This window comes from Roseivivax halodurans JCM 10272, from assembly GCF_000521785.1.
In the GTDB taxonomy this organism is placed as follows: domain Bacteria; phylum Pseudomonadota; class Alphaproteobacteria; order Rhodobacterales; family Rhodobacteraceae; genus Roseivivax; species Roseivivax halodurans.
Map to the genome: position 1 here is coordinate 291,347 of NZ_JALZ01000002.1, position 20,552 is coordinate 311,898.

Consider the following 20,552-nt stretch of genomic DNA (forward strand, 5'->3'; position numbering starts at 1 on the left):
AGGTGATGTGATGAGCTGGTTTTACGCCAATGGCGACGCGCAGGACGGTCCCGTCTCCGAAGACCGGATGGCCGAGCTCGCCCGCGACGGCACGATCGGGCCCGGAACGCTCGTCTGGCGGCACGGCATGTCCGAATGGGAACCGGCGGAGCTTCACATGGCCTCCTTCGCGACCGCGCCCCCGCCGCCGCCACCCCCGGACAGCGCCGTGCAGGGCATCCCCGCCTCGGGTCGCCGCAGCAGCCCCGGAGAGGGCGTGCACGGCACACCGGCAGAGGGCTGGCGCGGCGCAGGCGGCGCCCATTCCGGCCGCGACTATCGCCGCGAGAGCGATCCGGTCGATGCGGCAAAGAGGTTCTTCCGCAATTACGCGACCTTCTCGGGGCGCAGCAATCGCGGCGAGTACTGGTTCTGGATGCTCGATTCCCTGATCATCTCCGCGCTCGCCTACCTCATCGGCGGCGACACGCTGCAATCCTTCTGGGGGCTCGCGACGCTCATCCCGACGCTTGCGCTCAATGTCCGCCGCCTGCACGACATCGACCGCTCGGGCTGGTGGCTGCTGATCTGGTTCATCCCGCTGGTCGGCTGGGCGATCCTGATCTGGTGGATGACGAAGCCCCCGGGCGACGGCCCGAACCGCTACGGCTGAGCCACGGCTGCTTGCACGCGGAGCCCCGCGCCCCTAGAAGCGCCGCGTTACACCGGGCATGATCGAGGAATCCGAGGCATGGGCTTTCGCATGGGCATCGTCGGGCTGCCGAACGTCGGCAAGTCGACGCTCTTCAACGCGCTGACGCGCACGGCATCGGCGCAGGCGGCCAACTTTCCGTTCTGCACCATCGAGCCGAACGTGGGCGAGGTCGCGGTGCCCGACAAGCGTCTCGCGACGCTCGCGGACATCGCCAAGTCCAAGCAGGTCATCCCGACCCGGCTGACCTTCGTGGACATCGCGGGCCTCGTGAAGGGCGCGTCCAAGGGCGAGGGCCTCGGCAACCAGTTCCTCGCCAACATCCGCGAGGTCGACGCGATCGCACATGTGCTGCGCTGTTTCGAGGACGGGGACGTGGTGCATGTGGACGGCCGGGTGGACCCGGTGGCGGACGCCGAGACGATCGAGACCGAGCTCATGATCGCCGACATGGAATCGATCGAGAAGCGCCTTCAGAACATCGTCCGCAAGGTCCGCGGCGGCGACAAGGAGGCGGTCCAGCAGGAGCGCCTTCTGAAAATGGCGATGGCGGCCCTCGAGGAGGGCAAGCCCGTGCGGACCGTCGAGGTGGCCGAGGACGACCGCAAGGCCTGGCGGATGCTGCAGCTCCTGACGCAGAAGCCTGTGCTCTACGTCTGCAACGTCTCCGAGGACGAGGCCGCGACCGGCAACGCGCAGTCCGAAAAGGTCGCCGCCATGGCCGCCGAACAGGGCAACGCGCACGTGGTCATCTCCGCCAAGATCGAGGAGGAGATCAGCCAGCTCGACGAGGAGGAGGCCGAGATGTTCCTCGAAGAGCTCGGCCTCGCCGAGGCCGGTCTCGACCGGATGATCCGCGCGGGCTACGAGCTTCTGCATCTCGAGACCTACTTCACCGTCGGCCCCAAGGAAGCCCGCGCCTGGACGATCCCGATCGGCACGCTCGCACCGGCAGCGGCGGGCGTCATCCACGGCGATTTCGAAAAGGGCTTCATCCGCGCCGAGACGATCTCTTACGACGATTTCGTGGAGCTCGGCGGCGAGCAGGCCGCCAAGGACGCCGGAAAGATGCGCGTCGAGGGAAAGGCCTACCGGGTCAAGGACGGCGACGTCCTGCACTTCCTTTTCAACACCTGAGACCTGAAACGGACGGCGCGTGCACGCGGCGCGCCATCCGGGACGGGGGGCAAACGCTTAGGCGTGGAGAGAGCCCGCGTGGCCACGCGGTCCGATGTGGCGATTGGGCAATGCCCTCCGCCACTGCGACCGCATCCGGTTCTCGAGACGCCGGTTCCGGTCGCGGTGCGAAAAAAGCGAACGCGGCTCAGCGTCTGGCGCTAGTGCCCTCCGGCGTCTGAAGGCCAGGTCGCAGCCGATGTTCCTTGCGGCTCCGCCGGGCGATCCCAGCGCATCTCCACGCCCGCCACGTCGATTGCAGGCCGCAGCCTCCGCGCGTCGCCCCACGCCGTGTGCTCCAAATCCTCCCCAAGGTCCGCGTCGGCAGGCGTGGTGTCCAACGTCCCTTCGCGCTCCTGCGGATGGGCCTTCAGCAGCTCCGCCGTCCGTGCGAGCGAAAGCCGCGCCTGCCGCTGCGTGCCCGCGAACAGCCGAAGCGCCGCCGCCGCCATCAGGTATCCGGTCGCGTGATCGAGCGCCTGAACGGGCAGGGGGGTGGGACGGTCGCGGCCGGCCCACGCCATTCCCGCATGGGCTATCCCGCAACTCATCTGCACGAGGCTGTCGAAGCCGCGCCGCATCGCCCATGGACCGCTCCAGCCGTAGGCGTCGAGCGTCACTTCCCTGAGCGCCGGGTTCATCGCCGCGCGCGCCTCCGCGCCGTAGCCCAGCCCTTCGAGCGCGCCCGGCCGGTAGCCGTGAACCAGAAGATCCGCCTCGGGCAGCAGCCGCTCGAACACCGTCCGGTCCGTCTCGTGCCGCAGGTCGAGCCGCGCGCAGGCCTTGCCGAGCGTCACGTCGGGGGCGAGGGTAGGCTCGTCGAAGTCCGGCGGGTCGATCCGCAGCACTTCCGCCCCGAAGCCCGCCAGCGCCCGCGTGGCGACCGGCCCCGCCAGCACCCGCGTCAGGTCGAGCACCTTAAGCCCCGCGAGCGGGCGGTCCGGACGGGCCATGGCCGGACCCAGCGTGGGGGCCACTTCGCCCTCGAACGCCACAAGCGGCTCGGCCGCGACTGCACGCCCTTGAGGATGGTCCGCCCAGTCCGCAGCGCTGCGCATCGCGGCCGCCGCGCCGCCCGCATCGACGACCGCCGCTTCGAGCGCTTCCACATTCCAAGTGGACACCGCCTCCGCGACGGCGTCCCGTTCGCCTGCCACATCCAGCACGTGCAGCGCGGCCTCGCGGTGATGGGGCGCGTTGGTGTGCAGTCTGATCCATCCGTCCCGCGCCTTGTAGTCGCCCGCCACCGCATCCCAGACGGGCGGCATCTCCCAACCCTCCGGGCGGATGGACGAAGCGCACCAGAGCGAAGCCAGCCGCCGATCGACCCGCACGTCCGCCGGCCGCGACCCGAGGCCCCACGACGCGACGAGGTCGGCCAGCGCCACCCCGACCGCTCCCTGCGCCGAGGCGATCAGTTCGGTCACCTCGAAAGCCGAGGGAAGGTGTTCCGCGCCGGTCAGGTGCAGTCCGTCGGGCGTCAGCCCGAGCGCATCGAAGATCTCTTTCATGCCGCCACGATGACGCCGTGCCGCAGCGCCCGCAAGCGGATCACTCGCGCAGGTCGACGTCCGTGTCTTCGGTTCCGGCATCGCCGAGGCGCACCGCGCCGTCGCTCACGTTGCGGCCCGCGGCGGTGAACTCGGTGGCGTTTGTCAGCGCGAACCATGCGCCGGCAGTGATCAGGGCGCACACGACGCAGGCGGCTAGAAACGCTTTCATCTTACTCACTCCGTGGCCGCGGTCGCGCGGCGCAGATAATCGATCAGGTCGGCGCGGTCCTCCGCGCCGGTGATGCGTTGCATGGGCATCTTCGTGCCCGGAACGTAATGCTCGGGTCCGATGTCGAAGAGAGCATCGATGGTGTCCTCGGTCCAGACGAGGTCGCTCCCGTCCAGCGCGTCGGAATAGGTGTAGCCCGGAACCGTCCCGGCGCGGCGGCCGAAAAGGTCGTGCAGGCTCGGTCCGGCGCGGCGTGCGCCATCCGGCCCCAGCGTGTGACAGATCGAGCACTTGCGCTTGAACTGCCGCTCCCCGTTCGGAAGCGTCGCGGGATCGGCGAGGAAGCTCTCGTCGCCCGAGGCGATCACCGTGCCGTCGCCGAGCGCATCCATCGGCCAGGTCTGCACCGCCGCGTCCAGCCCCGCGGCGTAGAGCGTGTCTCCGCCCGGCGCGAAGGCGAGCGCCCAGACCGGACCCTGCAGCGTCGCGCGGAAATCGTGGCGCACCGACCAGTCCGCGGTGTCGGCGATCAGGATGTGCCCCTCGCCGTCCCCGACCGCCAGCGCGCCCGCCTCCTCCGAAAGATCGAGCGCGAGGATCGGCCGCCGCCCGGCGGAGAGGTCCGCGATCTCTGCGCCGCTGGAAAGGTCCGTCACCTTGACGGTGCCGTCCACCGCGCCCCAGGCGATCCAGTCCGCATCTGGGCCGAGCACGATCTCGTTGATCCCGAAGCCGTGCTCCACGACCCGCCGCTCCTCCTTGGCAGCTGCAACGTCCCAGACCCGGACCGTGCCGTCGGCGGAGGCCGAATAGAGCGCACCGTCCGGCCCGAACGCGACGGCGTTGACCGGTCCGTCATGCCCGCCGAGCTCCTGCACGTCTCCCTCCGCCCAGAGCCGGATCGTCCCGTCCCAACTTGCCGAGGCGATCAGGCCCCCGTGACCCGCGAGCCCCATGACCTTGCCCTGATGACCCTCGAGGCGCTCCGCCACCTCTCCCGACGCGCGGTCCCACAGGATCACGTCGAAATCGTCGGCTCCGCTGGCAAGCTGCCCGTCCGGCAGGAAGGCGACGACGTTCACCGCCGCCTCGTGCCCTTCGAGCCAGCGCGGCGCCCCGTCCGTCCAGAGCCCCACCGAATTGTCGAAGCTCGCGGTCGCCACCGTGCCGTCCTCCGCCACGGCGATGTCCATGACCGGCCCGCCGTGGCCGTCGAGCGACTGTGCCCCTGCCGCTCCGGAGAGGACCAGCAGGGCCCCGGTGAGCGCCGCGCGTCTCACTCCGCCGGCGTCGCACCCTTGGGCGCGACCTCACCCTCCCGGCGCTTCTTCTCGTACCAGATCGAGTGATGCTCGGCGGCCCATTGCTCTTCCACGTGGCCCTCGCCCATGGCGTCGAATGCGCCCTCCATGCCGATCGAGCCGATATAGATATGCGCGATGATGATCGCCATCAGCACGAACCCGACGATCGCGTGCCAGAGCTGCGCGTATTGCATCTCGGCCTGCGGCGAGAGCGCAACGGGCAGCGGGTCGAGCCCCACCCAGCCTGGCGCACCGATAGCGTTCAGCTTTTCGAAGGTCGGCGCGAAGAGACTGATCTCGAACGGAAAGAGCAGCGACAGCCCCGAGACCGCGATCGACCCTCCGAGCACGATCACCGACCAGAAGATCATCTTCTGGCCCGCGTTGAACTTCTTGGCGGGGGGATGGCCCTTGGTCAGCAGCCCGCCACCCTTGAGGATCCAGTTCACGTCGGTGCGGTCGGGCAGGTTGTGCCAGACCCATTGCACGAAGATCATCACGAGCGCGATGATGAACGCCCAGGCGATGTTGTTGTGGATCCACTTCGATCCGATCGCGACAATCGAGAACGCCTCGTGCCCGAAAGCCGGGATCAGGAATTTCCGCCCCATCAGGGTCAGCAGACCGGTCAGCGCGAGCAGGATGAACGACCCCGCCAGAAGCCAGTGCGAGAACCGCTCGACCGAGGTGAAGCGCAGGATCCGGCGCCCGGTCTTCCGTCCGTCGATGCGGACGCGGCCGCGCAGCAGGTAGAAGAGCGCGAGAACGGCGATCGTGCCGAGCAGCAGCCAGCCGCCCCAGGTGATCAGCGGCCCCTCGCGGACCTCGAGCCACCACATGCCGCGGTCCTGCATGATGACGTCCGCCGCCGGGCCGCGCACCTGTGTGGTCATCTCGCGATTGTCGAACCGGAAGGCGCGCCAGAGATCGGCATCGGACGATCCGCCGAGCGTGCCGAGCGGGCCCTGCGCCTCCTCGGGACCGGTCGCCCGGCCGGTGAGCGTCGCGCGGTCCGCCTGATCGACCTCGAGCCCCTCCTGACGGCGGAGGATGTCCTCGAGCGTCGGTGTCGCGCCGCTGGTGGCGGGCTCGACGCTGTCGGGTGTCTCGACCGCGCCCTCGGGCGGCGAGACCGATTGCGCGCCGACGGGAAGCGCAAGGCCGGCCGCGACGGTCAGGATGGCGAGAAACGAGAAAAGTCGGGTCATTGTCGGGGTCCGGATCCAGTCAACCTCTTGAGGGCCGGCGATGCGTCCCCCGTGCGGCGGCCTCCGGAGGCCGGGGCCGCAAGGTAGAGCCGCCCGCCCCGGAGCGCCGGAGCGGGTGGCCGTCGCGTCGGGCCGTTACTGGCCCTTCTGGTCGTAGGCCGTGCCCCAGCCCCAGGCGCCCGCGCCGAAGCCGCGCGCGACGACGCGCTCGCGGTAGATGTCCGACACCGTGTCGCCGTCGCCGGCGAGCAGCGCCTTGGTCGAGCACATCTCGGCGCAGATCGGCAGCTTGCCCTCCGCGATCCGGTTGCGCCCGTATTTTTGGAACTCGACCTGGGACATGTCCTCTTCGGGACCGCCGGCGCAGAAGGTGCACTTGTCCATCTTGCCGCGGCTGCCGAAGTTGCCCGCCTGCGGGTATTGCGGCGCGCCGAAGGGGCACGCGTAGAAGCAATAGCCGCAGCCGATGCAGAGGTCCTTGGAGTGCAGCACGATGCCGTCCGAGGTCTGGTAGAAGCAATCCACCGGGCACACGGCCATGCAGGGTGCGTCCGAGCAATGCATGCAGGCGACCGAGATCGACCGCTCACCCGGCTGGCCGTCCTGGATCGTCACCACGCGGCGGCGGTTGATGCCCCAGGGAACCTCGTGCTCGTTCTTGCACGCGGTGACGCAGGCGTTGCACTCGATGCAGCGTTCGGCGTCGCAGAGAAACTTCGCTCTTGCCATTGTTCTGTCTCCTTACGCCGCTTCGATCTTGCAAAGGGTAGCCTTGGTTTCCTGCATCTGCGTGACCGAGTCGTAGCCGTAGGTCTGTGCAGTGTTGCAGCTCTCGCCGAGGACATACGGATCGGCCCCCTCGGGGTATTTCGACCGCAGATCCTCGCCCTGCCAGAAGCCGCCGAAGTGGAAGGGCATGAAGGCGACACCCTGCGCGACGCGCTCGGTGACCATCGCCATGACCTTCACCCGGCCGCCTTCGGGGCCCTCGACCCAGACCATGCCGCCGTCCCGGACGCCGAGGTTGTTGGCGTCGCGTGTGTTGATCTCGACGAACATGTCCTGCTGAAGCTCGGCGAGCCACGGGTTCGACCGCGTCTCGTCGCCGCCGCCCTCGTATTCCACGAGCCGGCCCGAGGTGAGCGTGATCGGGTAGTCGCCCGAGAAGTCCGTGTCCTGGATCGACTTGTAGAGGGTCGGCACGCGCCAGAACTTCTTGTCCTCGTAGGTCGGGTAGTCCGCAACGAGATCGTAGCGCGGCGTGTATAGCGGCTCGCGGTGCTTCGGAACCGGGTCGGGGAAGGTCCAGACCACCGCGCGCGCCTTGGCGTTGCCGTAGGGGGCGCAGCCATGGGCGATCGCGACGCGCTGGATGCCGCCCGAGATGTCGGTCTTCCAGTTCACCCCGCCGACGGCGTTGATGTAGTCGGACTGGATCGGTCCCGATTGCGACTGCTCGCCGACATTGTCGCTGCTCGAGGAATTGTTCGAGGCGTTCTGGTCGCCCGAGGCGCCCTCGCCGTTGGGACGTTCACCCTCCCAGCCGGCGACCTGCTCGATCAGGGACCGCTCCTCGTCGGTGAGATCGCCGTCCCAGCCGAGATCCACCAGCATCTGGTAGGTGAATTCCGGATAACCGTCCTGGATCTCCGAGCCGACCGGCGCGACACCTTCGGCCAGAAGGTTCTCGCCATTCCGCTCCACGCCGAAGCGCGCACGGAACCCCATGCCGCCGTCGGCGACGGGCTTGGAGATGTCGTAGAGGTTCGGGCTCCCGGGATGCCGCATCTCGGGCGTGCCCCAGCTCGGCCACGGCAGGCCGTAGTAATCGCCGTCCGCCGGACCGCCGAGCGCCTTCAGCGTCGTCTTGTCGAAGGTGTGCTGGTTCTGCATATGGGCGCGCATCCGCTCCGGCGACTGGCCGGTATAGCCGATGGTCCACATGCCGCGGTTGAACTCGCGGGTCAGGTCCTCGACGAGCGGCTCGTCGCCGTTCACCTCGATGTTGCGGAACATCCGGTCCGAGAAGCCGAACTTGTCCGCGAAGAGCTTCATGATCGTGTGGTCGGGCTTCGATTCGAAGATCGGGTCCACCACCTTCTCGCGCCATTGCAGCGACCGGTTCGACGCGGTGACCGAGCCGTAGGTCTCGAACTGCGTCGCCGCGGGAAGCAGGTACACGCCGTCGGTCCGGTCCTGCATCACCGCCGTGACGGTCGGGTATGGGTCCACCACCACCAGCAGGTCGAGCGCCTCCATCGCCGTCTTCATCTCGGGCAGGCGGGTCTGGCTGTTGGGCGCGTGCCCCCAGAACACCATCGCCCGGGTCGGGTTCGGCTGTTCGATGTTCTCTGGATCTTCGAGCACGCCGTCGATCCAGCGCGAGACCGGGATGCCGGTCATGTTCATCATCGGCTTCTCTTCGCCGGCGTCGTCGCGCACCTCGGGGGAGAACCGGCTCTTCAGCCACTCCATGTCCTCGCCCCAGACACGGGCCCAGTGCGACCACGCGCCATCGGTCAGGCCGTAATAGCCCGGCAGAGTGTCGGCGAGCACGCCGAGATCGGTCGCGCCCTGCACGTTGTCGTGGCCGCGGAAGATGTTCGTGCCGCCGCCCGCCTGGCCCATGTTGCCGAGGGCGAGCTGCAGGATGCAGTAGGCGCGGGTGTTGTTGTTGCCGTTGGTGTGCTGGGTGCCGCCCATGCACCAGATCACCGTGCCGGGACGGTTTTCGGCCAGCGTCCGCGCGACCCGCTCGAGCTGGCTGCCGGGCGTGCCGGTCACGCGCTCGACCTCGTCGGGCGTCCAGTTGGCGACCTCGGCGCGGATCTCGTCCATCCCCCAGACGCGGGTGCGGATGAATTCCTGATCCTCCCAGCCGTTCTCGAAGATGTGCCAGAGGATGCCCCAGACGAGCGCCACGTCCGTGCCCGGGCGGAAGCGCACGTATTCGTCCGCATGCGCCGCGGTCCGCGTGAAGCGCGGGTCGCACACGATCATCGGCGCGTTGTTCTGCTCCTTGGCCTTCAGCAGGTGCAGGAGCGAGACCGGATGCGCCTCGGCCGGGTTGCCGCCGATCACGAAGATCGCCCGGCTGTTGTGGATGTCGTTGTAGGAGTTGGTCATGGCGCCGTAGCCCCATGTGTTCGCAACGCCTGCAACGGTGGTCGAGTGGCAGATCCGCGCCTGGTGGTCGACGTTGTTGGTGCCCCAATAGGCGGCGAACTTGCGGAAGAGATAGGCCTGCTCGTTGGAATGCTTGGCCGAGCCGAGCCAGTAGACGCTGTCAGGCCCGCTTTCCTCGCGGATCGACATCATCCGGTCGCCGATCTCGTCGATCGCCTCTTCCCACGAGATGCGGACCCATTCGCCGCCTTCCTTCTTCATCGGATACTTGAGCCGGCGCTCGCCGTGCGTGTGCTCGCGCACCGAGGCGCCCTTGGCGCAATGGGCGCCGAGGTTGAACGGGCTGTCCCAGCCGGGCTCCTGACCCGTCCAGACGCCGTCCTGCACCTCGGCGATCACGGTGCAGCCCACCGAGCAATGCGTGCAGACCGACTTCACCGTCTGGACCGCGCCCTCGGCGGCGGTCTGGGCGGTGGCGCGGGTGACCGATCCTCCGGTCGCGGCGATGGCGGTCAGCCCGCCGATGGCCAGCCCCGAGCCGCGCAGGAAGGCGCGGCGGTCGATCGCCTTGCGGCCCACTTCGGCGAGCAGCCCCGAGGGGCGCGCAGCGCGGGCGACACCTGTTGATTTCTTGCGGAGCATGACTCCCCTCCCTGGCTGGCGCCTGACCTTGGGTAAGGATCAGGCCGCTTGCATCCGGCCTTATCTGCGCCAGTCCCTCGGCGCGGCCGGTTCACGTGATCCGCCGTTCAGAAGCGGGCGGTATCGAAATAGGCTCTGGTATGCGCGGTATCGGCGAGGCCCTTGTGCGGACCGGCGGGCTCTGCGGCCTCCGCCTCGTGTCCGCCGAGGGCCACCGCTGCGGCGGCCGCGGGGGCCGCGGTTCCGGCCAGTTTCAGGAAATTCCGGCGGCTGGCGCCCGCCTGCGTTGTGTCGGACATAACGTCCACCTCCCCTTCACTTGGCTCGGGCGCTCTTTGGCGCCCTCGCTGGCTATGTTCGTTCGGCGGAGATCCAACCGCCTCTTTATCCTGCCCTATTCCGGCGCCATGCGGAAGGCTTCACGCTCGACCTCGATGAAGGCGCGCGCCGCCGTGGCGAGCGGAACGTAGAGGTTCGCGGTCTTCGCCTTCTCGAGATCGGCGAAGAAGTGACCCGCCCAGGGCCCCACATGCCGGTTGAAGAAGGTCCGCTGGCTGTCGAGGCTCGCGGGCGCGCCGAAGCGGCCCACGATGAGCCCGCCCATGACCTCCATCAGCGTCGCGATGTTGTCCTCGGGCTCGTAGACGTTCGGCGCCCTTGCGACGCCCCGCGCCCGCAGGTCCTGCCGGAGCGTGGCGAGCGGCTTCTCGTTGAGAAAGCCGGTCAGGTAGTAGCTCGCATAGGGCAGAAGCTCCCCGCGCCCGAGCCCGATGAAGAGCGCGTTGAACTCGCGCTCGGCCTCTTTCGGCGTCGTCTCGGCGGCCCTGGCGGCCAGCGCTCCGAAGGCCCGCCCGAGGTCGGTCCCGTCGTCGCCGGACAGCCCCGCGGTCTGCGCCAGGAGCATCTCGTCCGGCGGTCCGGACAGCATCAGGCCGAGATAATTGTAGAGGTCGGCGCGCAGCCGGTCCTCCTCGTCAATCGTCTGAATTTGCGCCGTGTTCTCGGTCATCCGGTCTCCGTATCGAAGCGGAAGCGCATGCGCCGCGGCGCAGGTCTCCACTCCTCTTCATCCTGTTGTGTCCCTGCCGGAAGCTCGCTCTCCACTGCGACCATAGTCGTAGATGCAGGTGCAGCATCACCAGCTTCCTGCACGCTCTGCTCTTCTTCCGCAGAATTTTCGCCGACTTGCGTTTCTTCCGGGATTTTCTCGGTCACGTTCTCCGGCGCGTCCCGCTTTTCCGCGGCCTCGGCCAGCGCGTCCACGTGCCGCTTCAGCCCGCGCCCGACCTGGTAGGCCGATTTCAGGCCCCCTGCGCCGATTGCGTTGTTGGTGTAGTCCTCGTCGTAATCGTTGAGCCCATCGAGGCAGGCGAGAACCGGGTTCGACCGCCAGAGCCGGCGCAGGGCGCGGCGGCGCAGGCGTTCCGGGATCTCCTTGCGCAGGAACCCCGCGACAGTATCGCCGGGCTTCATCTCGTCGGGATCGGGCAGGCCGAACTCGGCGCAGATCTCCGCGTCGCTCTTCTCGGCGATCTCGGCCCGTTGTGCCTCGAGCGCCTCTTCCTCGCTGCGCGTCTCCTCCGCCTCGCGCTCCGCCGAGCGTTCCGCCTCGACGGCGGCCTTGCGGCGGGACCAGAAATCGCTCCGGCTCATGCCGTACCTCCCTGCCGCCCGGTCGGCGGCTGCCAGGGATCGTCGGGGCGCGGGGCCCGCGGGGCCTCCGTCGCCTCGTCCTCGATCCCGCGGCGCTTGCGCTTCACGAAGGGCGTGTCGACGTGATGTTCGGCCACCCACGCGCCGACCCAGGCGGCAAGGGCAGGGGGCATGGTCAGCTTCTCCACGATCTCCTCGCCGCTCTGGGCGAAGAGCGCCGCCTCGTGCGGCGAGGCGGTGACGAGGTGCACCGACCACGGGATCTCGCCCTTGGCCGGGCGCAGCACCGCGTAGACCGACGGCTGCGGCTCCGAGAGCGCGACGCGATATGCCGCCGTCTCGCCCCGGTGGAGGGTCAGCGGCACGGTCGCGGCGTGGTAGTCTGTCACGCCCCCCTCCTCGCGCAGGACCTTCCACTCCGCGGGCCCGGCGCCGGCGAGTATCGCCACCGGCCGCCAGCTCCATGCGGCCCAGCGAGTCACGCCCGGGGTGCGGCGCACCACGACGCCGACCGGGGTCGAGATGCGCGTGCGGGTCTGGCGGTCTGGGACTGGGGTCAACGATGCCTCCGGTGGGGCTGAGATATGTCGTCTCGGAGGGGCAGCTTAGGCGCCAGCCCTTGCCGGGATCAAGATGGCGGGCTAGCCCTCTGGACGAACACCCCCCAAAGGTGATGTGGCCCGCGGCCCCGGCAAGCCCCCGACGTGACCCGCCCCCGCATCCCCAGGAGAGACGAATTTCCATGGCCAAACGCATCCTCCTCTGCGACTGCCTCGGCAGCCAGTCGCTCGACACCGCGGCCATCGCCGCGTCCGGCCTGACCCCGAGCCGCGTCCATACCGGTCTCTGCATGCACGAGGCCGAGGCCGCGGCAAATGGTATCGCCGATGGCGAGACGCTGGTCGCCTGCGGGCAGGAGACCGCGTTCTTCGAGATGCTGGCCGAGGAGCTCGGCATCGAGGCGCCCGGCCATGTCGACCTGCGCGACCGCGCCGGCTGGTCCGACGAAGCCGAGAGCGCCGGTCCGAAACAGGCCGCCCTCGCAGCCGAGGCGCAGGTCTCGGTCCCGCCCGCCCGCGCCATGGACGTCGTCTCCGAGGGCACCTGCCTCATCCTCGGCGCGGGCGAGCCCGCCTTCGAGGCCGCTTCTCTCCTCTGCGACACCCTCGCCGTGACCGTGCTCCAGACCGACGCCTCCGAACCTCCCGCCGACCGCCGCTTCGACGTGGTGCGCGGCCGCATCGCGCGCTCCGAGGGCACGCTCGGGCAGTTCAAGCTCCGCATCGACGGCCTGCAGCAGCTCGTCCCGGGCGGCCGCGGCGCGTTCACGTTCTCGGAGCCGCGGGACGGCGCCGTCTCCGAATGCGACATCCTGTTCGACCTGACGGCCGACACGCCGCTCTTTCCCGCGCCGCAGAAGCGCGAGGGATACCTGCGCGCCGATCCGCGCCAGCCGGGTGCGCTCCATGCCCGCGCAGCCGAGGCGCGCGAGATGGTCGGCACCTTCGAGAAACCGCTCTATGTCCGCGCCGAGCCCGCGCTCTGCGCCCATTCTCGGTCGCGGAAGATCGGCTGCACCAACTGCCTCGACATCTGCCCAACCGGCGCGATCACCCCGGACGGCGATCACGTCAGCGTCGATCCGATGATCTGCGCGGGCTGCGGCGCGTGTTCCTCGGTCTGCCCCTCGGGCGCGATCACCTACGATGCGCCGCCGGTCTCCTCGATCTTCCGCCGCATCGACGTCCTGCTCTCGACCTTCCGCAAGGCGGGCGGCACGGCGCCGCGCCTCCTCGTCCACGACGCCGAGTTCGGCCGCGAGATGATCGGCCTCGCCGCCCGTTTCGGCCGGGGTCTGCCCGCGGACGTGATCCCGTTCGAGATCGACGCCATCGCGGCCTTCGGCCATGCCGAGATGATGGCCGCCCTCGGCGCCGGCGCGACCGGCATCGACGTGCTCATGTCGCCGAAGACCGAGCGCGAGACCCCCGAGGCGCAGGCGGCGCTTACCGATGCGCTCGCCGGCGGCCCTCGCGTGCGGCTCCTCGAACTCGCCGACCCCGACGCGCTGCCCGAGGCACTCTACGGCGCCGAGAAAGCGGCGGCGGTCGCCGACCCTGCGCTCCCTATCGGTACCCGCCGTCAGGTCACGCGGGTCGCGGCCTCGGCGCTCCACCCCGAGGGCGGCAAGCACGCGCTGCCCGATCACGCCCCCTACGGCGCGGTCCTCTGCGACACCGACGCCTGCACGCTCTGCCTCGCCTGCGTGTCGGTCTGCCCCTCGGGCGCGCTCGGCGACAATGCCGACAAGCCGCAGCTCCTCTTCCAGGAGGACGCCTGCCTGCAATGCGGTCTCTGCGAGACGACCTGCCCCGAGAACGCGATCACGCTCGAGCCGCGGATGAATCTCGATCCCGAGGCGCTCTCACAGCAGGTGCTGAACGAGGAGGAACCGGCGCTCTGCATCGAATGCGGCACCCCCTTCGGCGTGCAGTCGACCATCGACCGGATCGCCGAGCAGCTCGCCGGCAAGCATTCGATGTTCGCCACCGGCGACGCCGCCCGGATGATCCGCATGTGCGACGATTGCCGGGTCCGCGCGCAGTACCACTCGCAGAACAACCCCTACGCCGCGGGCGACCGGCCGAAGCCGCGCACCACCGACGATTACCTAAACACCGGGCCCTCGAAGCGGCGCGATCACTGAAGCGGACTTACCCCGCCTGCGCTGCCTCGATCAGTTCGGTATCCCGCGCCCTGGCCTTCTTGGAGGCCGGGCGCGCCCGCACGCGTTCGGCATAGGTCACGAAGGCGTCGCGCTCGGGCAGCGTGCCGAAGTTCAGCCCCCAGTCGACCTGCGCTCCGACATAGCAATCGGCCATGGTGAAGCGGTCGCCGCAGACATAGTCGCGCCCCTCGAGCTGCCCCGCCAGCGCGTCCACCGTCCGCTCGAAGCTGCCGAAGCCGAGCATGCCCTGCTTCTGGCGGTCCCCCGGCACCTCCCAGCCCATCGCGCGCGCCGTCACGGCCTGCTCGACCGGTCCCGCGCTGAAGAGGATCCAGCGGTAATAGGGCGCGATCTCGTCGCCGCGCGGCCCGAGCTCCGCCTCGGGAAAGCGGTGCGCGAGGTAGAGCCCGATCGCCGCCGCCTCCGTCACCACCGCGTCCTCGTGCACGATGCAGGGTACCTTCATCATCGGGTTCACAGCGCGGTAACCCGCACTGGCCGTTCCCTCCGGACCCCAATCGAGCAGGTGCTCCACGTAGGGCTGCCCGATCTCCTCGAGCATCCAGCGGGCGATCTGCCCGCGGCTCATCGGGTTGGTGTAGAAGTCGATCCCGCTCATTCCCGCTCCCTCCGGCCGGTCCGCGCCGCCACTCTCCGCCTCGCGCCCCCGCTCCGTCAATCGCCGCGGTCCCCGCCGCGATCTCTGCGCCAAGCTCCGCCGGCGATCCCCGTGTCCGGCCACCCGGTCCTGTGCGCGGCGACCGCTCCGGTGATGGTGACTTGCAAGGCTACCGGGGCTGTCCTACACCCGGCGATGCTTTCTCAAATGGCCCGAAGGAGGGGTGCATGAGCGACGATTTCAACATGTCGATGCGCAAGTTCCTGAAGCAGGTGGGCGTGACCTCGCAGCAGGCGATCGAGGAGGCAGCCCGCGACAAGGGCGTCGAGGGTCAGACCTACGAAGCCCGCGCGGTCGTCACCGTGAACGGCCTCGACGTCGAGCACGTCGTCACCGGCACGATCAAGGGGTGACAGTGGCTCTCACACGCGACGCGGTTCTCGCCGCACTGAAAGAGATAACAGATCCGGTCTCCGGCAGCGACGTGGTCTCTGCCGGGATCATCCGCGCGCTCACGGTCGAGGGCGGCTCGGTCCGCTTCGTGCTCGAGATCGATCCCGCCAAGGCCGAGGCCTACAAGCCAGTCCGCGACGAATGCGAGGCGGCGGTCAAGGGCCTCGACGGCGCCGAGACGGTGTCGGTCGTGATGACCGCGCACCAGCAGAAGGCACCGCCCGACCTCAAGGGCGCGCAGAAGCCGAAACCGCAGGGGCCCCAGAAGGTCGCCGGTATCGACCGCGTGATCGCCGTAGCCTCCGGCAAGGGCGGCGTCGGCAAGTCCACGGTGTCCGCGAACCTCGCCTGTGCCCTCGCTGCCGAGGGTCGCCGCGTTGGCCTGCTCGACGCCGACGTCTACGGCCCCTCGCAGCCGCGCATGCTGGGCGTCTCGGGGAAGCCCGCCAGCCCCGACGGCAAGACCATCCTGCCGCTCCGGAACTACGGCGTCACGATGATGTCGATCGGCCTCATGACCAACGAGCGCGAGGCGGTCGTCTGGCGCGGCCCGATGCTGATGGGCGCGCTGCAGCAGATGATGAACCAGGTGCAATGGGGCGCGCTCGACGTGCTGATCGTCGACCTGCCGCCGGGCACCGGCGACGTCGCCATGACCCTGGCGCAGAAATACGTGCTCGACGGCGCCGTGGTGGTCTCGACCCCGCAGGACGTCGCGCTCCTCGACGCGCGCAAGGGCATCGACATGTTCGCCAAGCTCGGCACGCCGATCTTCGGCCTGATCGAGAACATGTCGACCCATATCTGCTCCAATTGCGGCCACGAGGAGCACATCTTCGGCCATGGCGGCGTCGCCAAGGAGGCGCAGGAGATGCGCGTGCCTCTGCTCGCCGAGATCCCGCTGCATCTCGACATCCGCACCGCCTCGGACGGCGGCGCGCCGATCGTCGTGTCCAAGCCCGAGAGCCCGCAGGCGCAGGCCTTCCGCGATCTCGCCCGCAAGCTCGTGGAGGCGGGCCAGGCATGAGCCTGACGACGGATCGCCCGGACTTCCCGCCGCTCCTCGACGGGCGCGCGGTCGCGGGCGATCCGGTCGAGGCGGCGGTCCGCGCCGCGCAGGGCGGGGCCGATCCCGGCCTCGTCCTCTTCGACCCGGCGGCGGCCGACATGGCCGTCGCCATGATCCTCGCCCCCGAGGTGCCGCTCTCGCGCGCCGCCGTGATGCTGCCGCTCGCCGCCCTCGCCTTTCAGAACGCAATGGGCTCCATCGGCCCGTCGGAGCTGCCCGTGCACCTGCAATGGGACGGCGCGATCCGCATCAACGGCGCGCGCTGCGGCCGCGCCCGCGTCCTCGTCCCCGAAACCGCCCGCGACGCGGTGCCGGACTGGATGGTGATGGGTGTCGAGCTGCGGGTCGTCCCCGAGGGCGACGGCGGCGACAATCCCGACGAGACCGCGCTCCACGCCGAGGGCTGCGGCGATCTCGGCCCGCTCGACCTCACCGAGATGTGGGCCCGCCACGCCCTCGCCTGGATCCACCGCTGGGAGGAGGGCGGCACGGGCGAGCTTCACCGCGACTGGAGCGCGCTCGCCCACGGCCTCGGCGCGCCAACCGAGATCGGCGGCGGCCCCGGCACCTTCCTCGGCCTCGACGAGGAGCTGAAAATGCTCAAGACAACCGGCGCCGGCACGCAGATGATCCCCCTGACCGCCATGCTGGAGATCCGATGAAACTCGCCCGCGCGATCCATTTCGACGAGAGCGACACCCGCGTCTTCGCCAAGCCCGCGCGGACCGGCGAATGGTGCATCCCCGGAGGCTTCGAGTTCTCCGACTGGACCGAAGCCGACCTCGCCGGCAAGGCGCGGCAGGCCTTCTCCAACGGCTGGCTCGGAATCGAGACCTTCGGCCGCGTCACCTTCGTCGCGGTGACCCGCGTCGAGCCCGCCGAACGCGCCATGCTGATCGACAACCTCGCGCAGCATTTCGTCGACATCTACGGCGCGCCGTCGCGCGATCTCGCCCGCGGCGTCGCCGAGCGCGAGATCGACGATGCCGCCGACCTCTGCGCCGAACACGACCCGAACACGCTCCTCACCGTGTCGCGCGAACTGACCGAAGCCGGCGTGCGCGAGAGCTTCCGCACCATCGCCGCTCCCGATGCCGATCTCGGCATCGTCGCCGTCCACGGCAGCCTCGACGAGGACTAGCTCCCGGTACACGGGCGCAGCGCCCTTCTTCTTGGCAAAAATACTCCGGGAGCGCGAGGGCAGAGCCCTCGCTCCGCCCGCCGCTGCCCGCGCGGACCGCTCAGAGCAGCGACCGCACCGGCTCCAGCATCCCCTTGCTGCGCAGCGTCCGCACCGGGTAGCTGTCGTCGTTCACGAAGCGGTCGAGCGTGAAGCCGGGCTCGATCTTCTGCAGCCGCTGCGCCGCGGTCAGCGCCCGGTCGTACTGCCCCTCCATCGCGTAGAGCGCGATGAGGTGCCGGTGCGCGGGCCGGAAATGCGGCGCCGCGCGCGCCGCCGCCTCTCCGGCCTCGATGGCGAGCTGCGGTTTGTCGCAAGCGACGCAGACGATGCAGTGATAGAGATCCCACCATTGCCGGAAGGGCGAGAATCGGGCGATCTCGCGGGCCTTCTGCGACAGCTCGATGGCGCGAAGATTGTCCCCCGCCAGCATCTGGCTGACCGACAGCGACAGCCAGCCGAAGCCGCTCGTCGGGTTCCGCTCCACCGATTGCTGGGCGAGGTCGAGCCCGCCGTGGGCGTCGCCGAGCGCCATCACCCGCACCTGGGCGAGCAGCGCCTGCACCAGCGCGTTGTCGGCGCCCTCGGTCAGCGCCTTCACGTTCAGCTCCAGCATCTCCTCGCGCAGAGCCTGCGGATCGGCCTCCAGAAGCTCGATCATCTGGATCGTCCGGATGAGGCTGCGCCACGCGGTGTAGACGCCGTTCTGGTCGATCGAATAGGCCTGCGACATCAGCGAATCCGCCTCGCGCAGCCCCTCGGGATCGAAGCTGAACATCCGGTAGAGCCCGAGCCGCGACAGCATCGTCGCGCGCGCCTCGGGGCGCGACTGCTCGACCGTCTGCGGCAGCATGGCGAGCGCCCGGTCGGCGGCCTCGAACACCACCGCCGAGAGCGCCGGGGTCGAGATCAGGATCTCCTGCGGGTCCGCGATCAGATGGAGCTTGGAATAGAGGATGCGCGCCGACGGGATGTGCACCACGCGGATGAAGACCCGCGTACCTTCCTCGGCGTCGATCAGGTCGCAGGAGATCTCGAGATCGCCGGCGGCATCCGTCACCGCGTCGACATGGCGCCCGGATTGTCGCCAGGCCCGCACCTGTTCGGCGATGTTCTCGCCGATACTGTTGGCCAGAAGCTCTCCGATCAGCGACGAAGTCGTGCCTCCGTGCACGTCGGTCCGGCAGCGCATCAGCACGCCGCTCGCCGGCTTCGGCCGTCCCGCCTCGAGCCGCGCGGCATAGCGGGCCCGCTCCGAGCGCAGCCAGTCCTCGAATTCGCTGTCCCGGACGTCGAGCCCCTCGAGCAGCTCGCGCGGGGCGTCGAAGTCGATCTCGTGTTCCAGAAGGTCCACCTCGACGCGTTCGGGATCGAAGCCGACGGTGCCCCGATCCGCGATGATCACGGCCGCCGCCTCTCCGAGAGTGCCGCGAAGCTTGGCGAGTGCCTGCCGCAGGCTCGCGCTCGCCTGCTCGGGGGCGAAGGCCGACCAGAGCTTGTCCTCGATCCACCGGCGCGGCCGCCGCATCCCGGGGCTGAGCGCAAGAAGGGCCACGAGGCCCTGGTTCTTCGCGCCTTTGGGGGTGATGTCCCGGCCTGCGCCGTCGCGGATGGCAAGCGGTCCGATGAGGTCTATCCGGATGGTGCCGTGGCTGTCTGTCACGGTGAGATCCCTTATCCTGCTTCCGTGAAAGGCCGGCTTGGATTAACCTAGCAGGAAGTTGCGTAAGCGGCAATCAGCGTGAAACATTCGTAAATTCCTAAGTGATCCCGTGCACGCCACGCAAATCCGCTTGCCGGCACAGAGGCCCGAGACACAACCATATTCCATTTTCAGCACCGGGGATTTCCGCATGACGATATTCGGAGGGCAAGGCGGCCAGGGTGGACAGGGCGGCCAAGGCGGCCAAGGCGGACAGGGCGGACAAGGGGGGCAGGGCGGTCAAGGTGGCCAGGGCGGTCAGGGAGGGCAGGGCGGACAGGCCCATGCAGGCTCGTCCGCGTCGCCCTATCTCAGCGCCGCGCTGGCCGGTGCGCGCGACGGCACCATGCAGTACTGGAACGGCGAACCCTCGCGGACGCCGCGGCAGACCGGCCGCTCCTCGTGGAAGGCGTTCCGCAGGCTCGATGCCTTCCCGCGCCGCGCGGTCCTCGACCATGCGCTCCAGGCCCTCTTCTCCCTCGACATCGCCGATCCCGGGGGGCCGAACGCATCGGCGGGCCTGAAGATCGGCGGCGCGACAATCGTCACGCTCGAGAAACCCTCCGACGCCTTTCTCGCCGACGCTCAGCTGCATTACCTGCGCAGCTATGCCGATCTGCGTCTCGACCGGCTCGCCGAGATCCAGGTGCAGACCTCCGACATCCTCTCCTTCTACGGCTCCGTCGGATACATGCATCCCGACGCGACGAAATGGACCCACTGGATCGCCGGGGCGATCCTGAGGCTCTGCACGCATGTCGAGATGCCGCTCAAGATGGCCTTCGACGTCGCGCGGCCGATCGCCATGTCCGACAAGGTGCAGCCGGTGATCCAGACGCCGGGGCACGGATCTTGGCCCTCGGGGCACGCGACGGAGGCCTTTGCCGCGGCAACCGTCCTCGCGAGGCTCTTCGAGCCCGGGGCGTTCTCTGCGGCTGGTGCGATCGGGGAGGGCGCGCCGCTCTTCCGCCACGCCGCGCGCATCGCCGCCAACCGGACGGTCGCGGGCGTTCACTTCCCCACCGACAGCATGGCCGGCGCGGTGCTCGGCATGACGCTCGCCGAAGCGCTGGTGAACCTGCTCGACGGCGCGGGCGAAACCCCGGCCCGGACCTTCCACGGCGCAAGCTATGACGGCGATTTCACGCTGGCCGATCTCGATGCGGCGCTCTCGGGTGGCACGATCGTGTCGACGCGCACCGCCTCGCTCTCCGGGATCGCGGTCCCGCCGTGGCTGACGAAGATGTGGGACGAGGCGAAGTCCGAAAGCTGAGCGGCG

The 20,552-nt window shown here is 69.3% G+C and carries 20 protein-coding genes; 8 read left to right on the top strand and 12 right to left on the bottom strand.

The window, feature by feature from the left end:
* Positions 1-10: 10 nt before the first annotated feature.
* Both OCH239_RS21985 and ychF read left to right on the top strand, forming a co-directional pair.
* On the top strand, positions 11-652 hold the full coding sequence (locus OCH239_RS21985; protein WP_084782098.1) for a DUF805 domain-containing protein: 642 nt from the start codon (positions 11-13) through the stop codon (positions 650-652).
* 78 nt (positions 653-730) lie between these two features.
* Complete coding sequence (ychF, locus tag OCH239_RS03770; protein ID WP_037258875.1) at positions 731-1,828, top strand: redox-regulated ATPase YchF; 1,098 nt, start codon at positions 731-733, stop codon at positions 1,826-1,828.
* A gap of 200 nt (positions 1,829-2,028) precedes the next feature.
* Here the strand turns inward: ychF and OCH239_RS03775 are convergent, their stop codons facing one another.
* From OCH239_RS03775 to OCH239_RS03815, 10 genes are all read right to left on the bottom strand, one after another.
* The gene (locus OCH239_RS03775) at positions 2,029-3,378 is read right to left on the bottom strand and encodes a CoA transferase (protein WP_051489230.1); all 1,350 of its coding nucleotides are present in this window, start codon (positions 3,376-3,378) and stop codon (positions 2,029-2,031) included.
* 40 nt (positions 3,379-3,418) lie between these two features.
* Positions 3,419-3,589, bottom strand: a complete 171-nt coding sequence (locus OCH239_RS22520) for a hypothetical protein (protein ID WP_157577789.1) — start codon at positions 3,587-3,589, stop codon at positions 3,419-3,421.
* 5 nt (positions 3,590-3,594) lie between these two features.
* Positions 3,595-4,869, bottom strand: a complete 1,275-nt coding sequence (locus OCH239_RS03780; protein ID WP_037258878.1) for a c-type cytochrome — start codon at positions 4,867-4,869, stop codon at positions 3,595-3,597.
* Positions 4,866-6,101: a formate dehydrogenase subunit gamma gene (locus tag OCH239_RS03785; RefSeq protein ID WP_037258881.1), complete on the bottom strand. Its 1,236-nt coding sequence runs from the start codon at positions 6,099-6,101 to the stop codon at positions 4,866-4,868. Before OCH239_RS03785 ends, OCH239_RS03780 begins: the two co-directional genes overlap by 4 nt.
* 135 nt (positions 6,102-6,236) lie before the next feature.
* Entirely contained in the window at positions 6,237-6,830 is a 594-nt protein-coding gene (gene fdh3B, locus OCH239_RS03790) for a formate dehydrogenase FDH3 subunit beta (protein ID WP_037258884.1), read from the bottom strand.
* Positions 6,831-6,842: 12 nt separating this feature from the next.
* Positions 6,843-9,869 (bottom strand): formate dehydrogenase subunit alpha, encoded by a 3,027-nt coding sequence (locus OCH239_RS03795; protein ID WP_037258887.1) that lies wholly within the window; start codon positions 9,867-9,869, stop codon positions 6,843-6,845.
* A 107-nt stretch (positions 9,870-9,976) separates the two neighbouring features.
* A complete protein-coding gene (locus OCH239_RS03800) occupies positions 9,977-10,168 on the bottom strand; it encodes a twin-arginine translocation signal domain-containing protein (RefSeq protein WP_037258890.1) in 192 nt (63 codons plus the stop codon).
* Between the two features lie 95 nt (positions 10,169-10,263).
* Positions 10,264-10,878 (bottom strand): TorD/DmsD family molecular chaperone, encoded by a 615-nt coding sequence (locus tag OCH239_RS03805; protein ID WP_037258893.1) that lies wholly within the window; start codon positions 10,876-10,878, stop codon positions 10,264-10,266.
* A complete protein-coding gene (locus OCH239_RS03810) occupies positions 10,875-11,522 on the bottom strand; it encodes a DUF3306 domain-containing protein (protein ID WP_037258894.1) in 648 nt (215 codons plus the stop codon). The genes OCH239_RS03805 and OCH239_RS03810 overlap by 4 nt, the downstream gene beginning before the upstream one ends.
* Positions 11,519-12,082 carry a DUF3305 domain-containing protein gene (locus OCH239_RS03815; protein WP_244430291.1) on the bottom strand — a complete coding sequence of 188 codons (564 nt, stop codon included), beginning with the start codon at positions 12,080-12,082 and terminating at the stop codon, positions 11,519-11,521. Before OCH239_RS03815 ends, OCH239_RS03810 begins: the two co-directional genes overlap by 4 nt.
* Before the next feature lie 182 nt (positions 12,083-12,264).
* Here OCH239_RS03815 and OCH239_RS03820 point away from each other — a divergent pair, with 182 nt between their 5' ends.
* Complete coding sequence (locus OCH239_RS03820) at positions 12,265-14,229, top strand: 4Fe-4S binding protein (RefSeq protein ID WP_037258896.1); 1,965 nt, start codon at positions 12,265-12,267, stop codon at positions 14,227-14,229.
* Positions 14,230-14,236: 7 nt separating this feature from the next.
* On the opposite strand, the gene OCH239_RS03825 is transcribed toward OCH239_RS03820, so the two are convergent.
* Positions 14,237-14,869 (bottom strand): glutathione S-transferase family protein, encoded by a 633-nt coding sequence (locus tag OCH239_RS03825; protein ID WP_037258898.1) that lies wholly within the window; start codon positions 14,867-14,869, stop codon positions 14,237-14,239.
* A 227-nt stretch (positions 14,870-15,096) separates the two neighbouring features.
* Between OCH239_RS03825 and OCH239_RS03830 the strand changes: the two genes are divergently transcribed.
* The 4 genes from OCH239_RS03830 to OCH239_RS03845 are packed head-to-tail and all read left to right on the top strand — an operon-like array spanning position 15,097 to position 17,532.
* Positions 15,097-15,282 (top strand): DUF6494 family protein, encoded by a 186-nt coding sequence (locus OCH239_RS03830; RefSeq protein WP_037258900.1) that lies wholly within the window; start codon positions 15,097-15,099, stop codon positions 15,280-15,282.
* A gap of 2 nt (positions 15,283-15,284) precedes the next feature.
* Positions 15,285-16,349: an Mrp/NBP35 family ATP-binding protein gene (locus OCH239_RS03835; protein ID WP_037258902.1), complete on the top strand. Its 1,065-nt coding sequence runs from the start codon at positions 15,285-15,287 to the stop codon at positions 16,347-16,349.
* Positions 16,346-17,053 carry a biotin/lipoate--protein ligase family protein gene (locus tag OCH239_RS03840; protein WP_037258904.1) on the top strand — a complete coding sequence of 236 codons (708 nt, stop codon included), beginning with the start codon at positions 16,346-16,348 and terminating at the stop codon, positions 17,051-17,053. The genes OCH239_RS03835 and OCH239_RS03840 overlap by 4 nt, the downstream gene beginning before the upstream one ends.
* Positions 17,050-17,532 carry a DUF6505 family protein gene (locus OCH239_RS03845; protein WP_037258908.1) on the top strand — a complete coding sequence of 161 codons (483 nt, stop codon included), beginning with the start codon at positions 17,050-17,052 and terminating at the stop codon, positions 17,530-17,532. The genes OCH239_RS03840 and OCH239_RS03845 overlap by 4 nt, the downstream gene beginning before the upstream one ends.
* A 100-nt stretch (positions 17,533-17,632) precedes the next feature.
* Here the strand turns inward: OCH239_RS03845 and OCH239_RS03850 are convergent, their stop codons facing one another.
* Positions 17,633-19,234 carry an AfsR/SARP family transcriptional regulator gene (locus tag OCH239_RS03850; RefSeq protein ID WP_037258910.1) on the bottom strand — a complete coding sequence of 534 codons (1,602 nt, stop codon included), beginning with the start codon at positions 19,232-19,234 and terminating at the stop codon, positions 17,633-17,635.
* A 190-nt stretch (positions 19,235-19,424) separates the two neighbouring features.
* Here OCH239_RS03850 and OCH239_RS03860 point away from each other — a divergent pair, with 190 nt between their 5' ends.
* Positions 19,425-20,546, top strand: a complete 1,122-nt coding sequence (locus OCH239_RS03860) for a phosphatase PAP2 family protein (RefSeq protein WP_211241957.1) — start codon at positions 19,425-19,427, stop codon at positions 20,544-20,546.
* Positions 20,547-20,552: the final 6 nt, after the last annotated feature.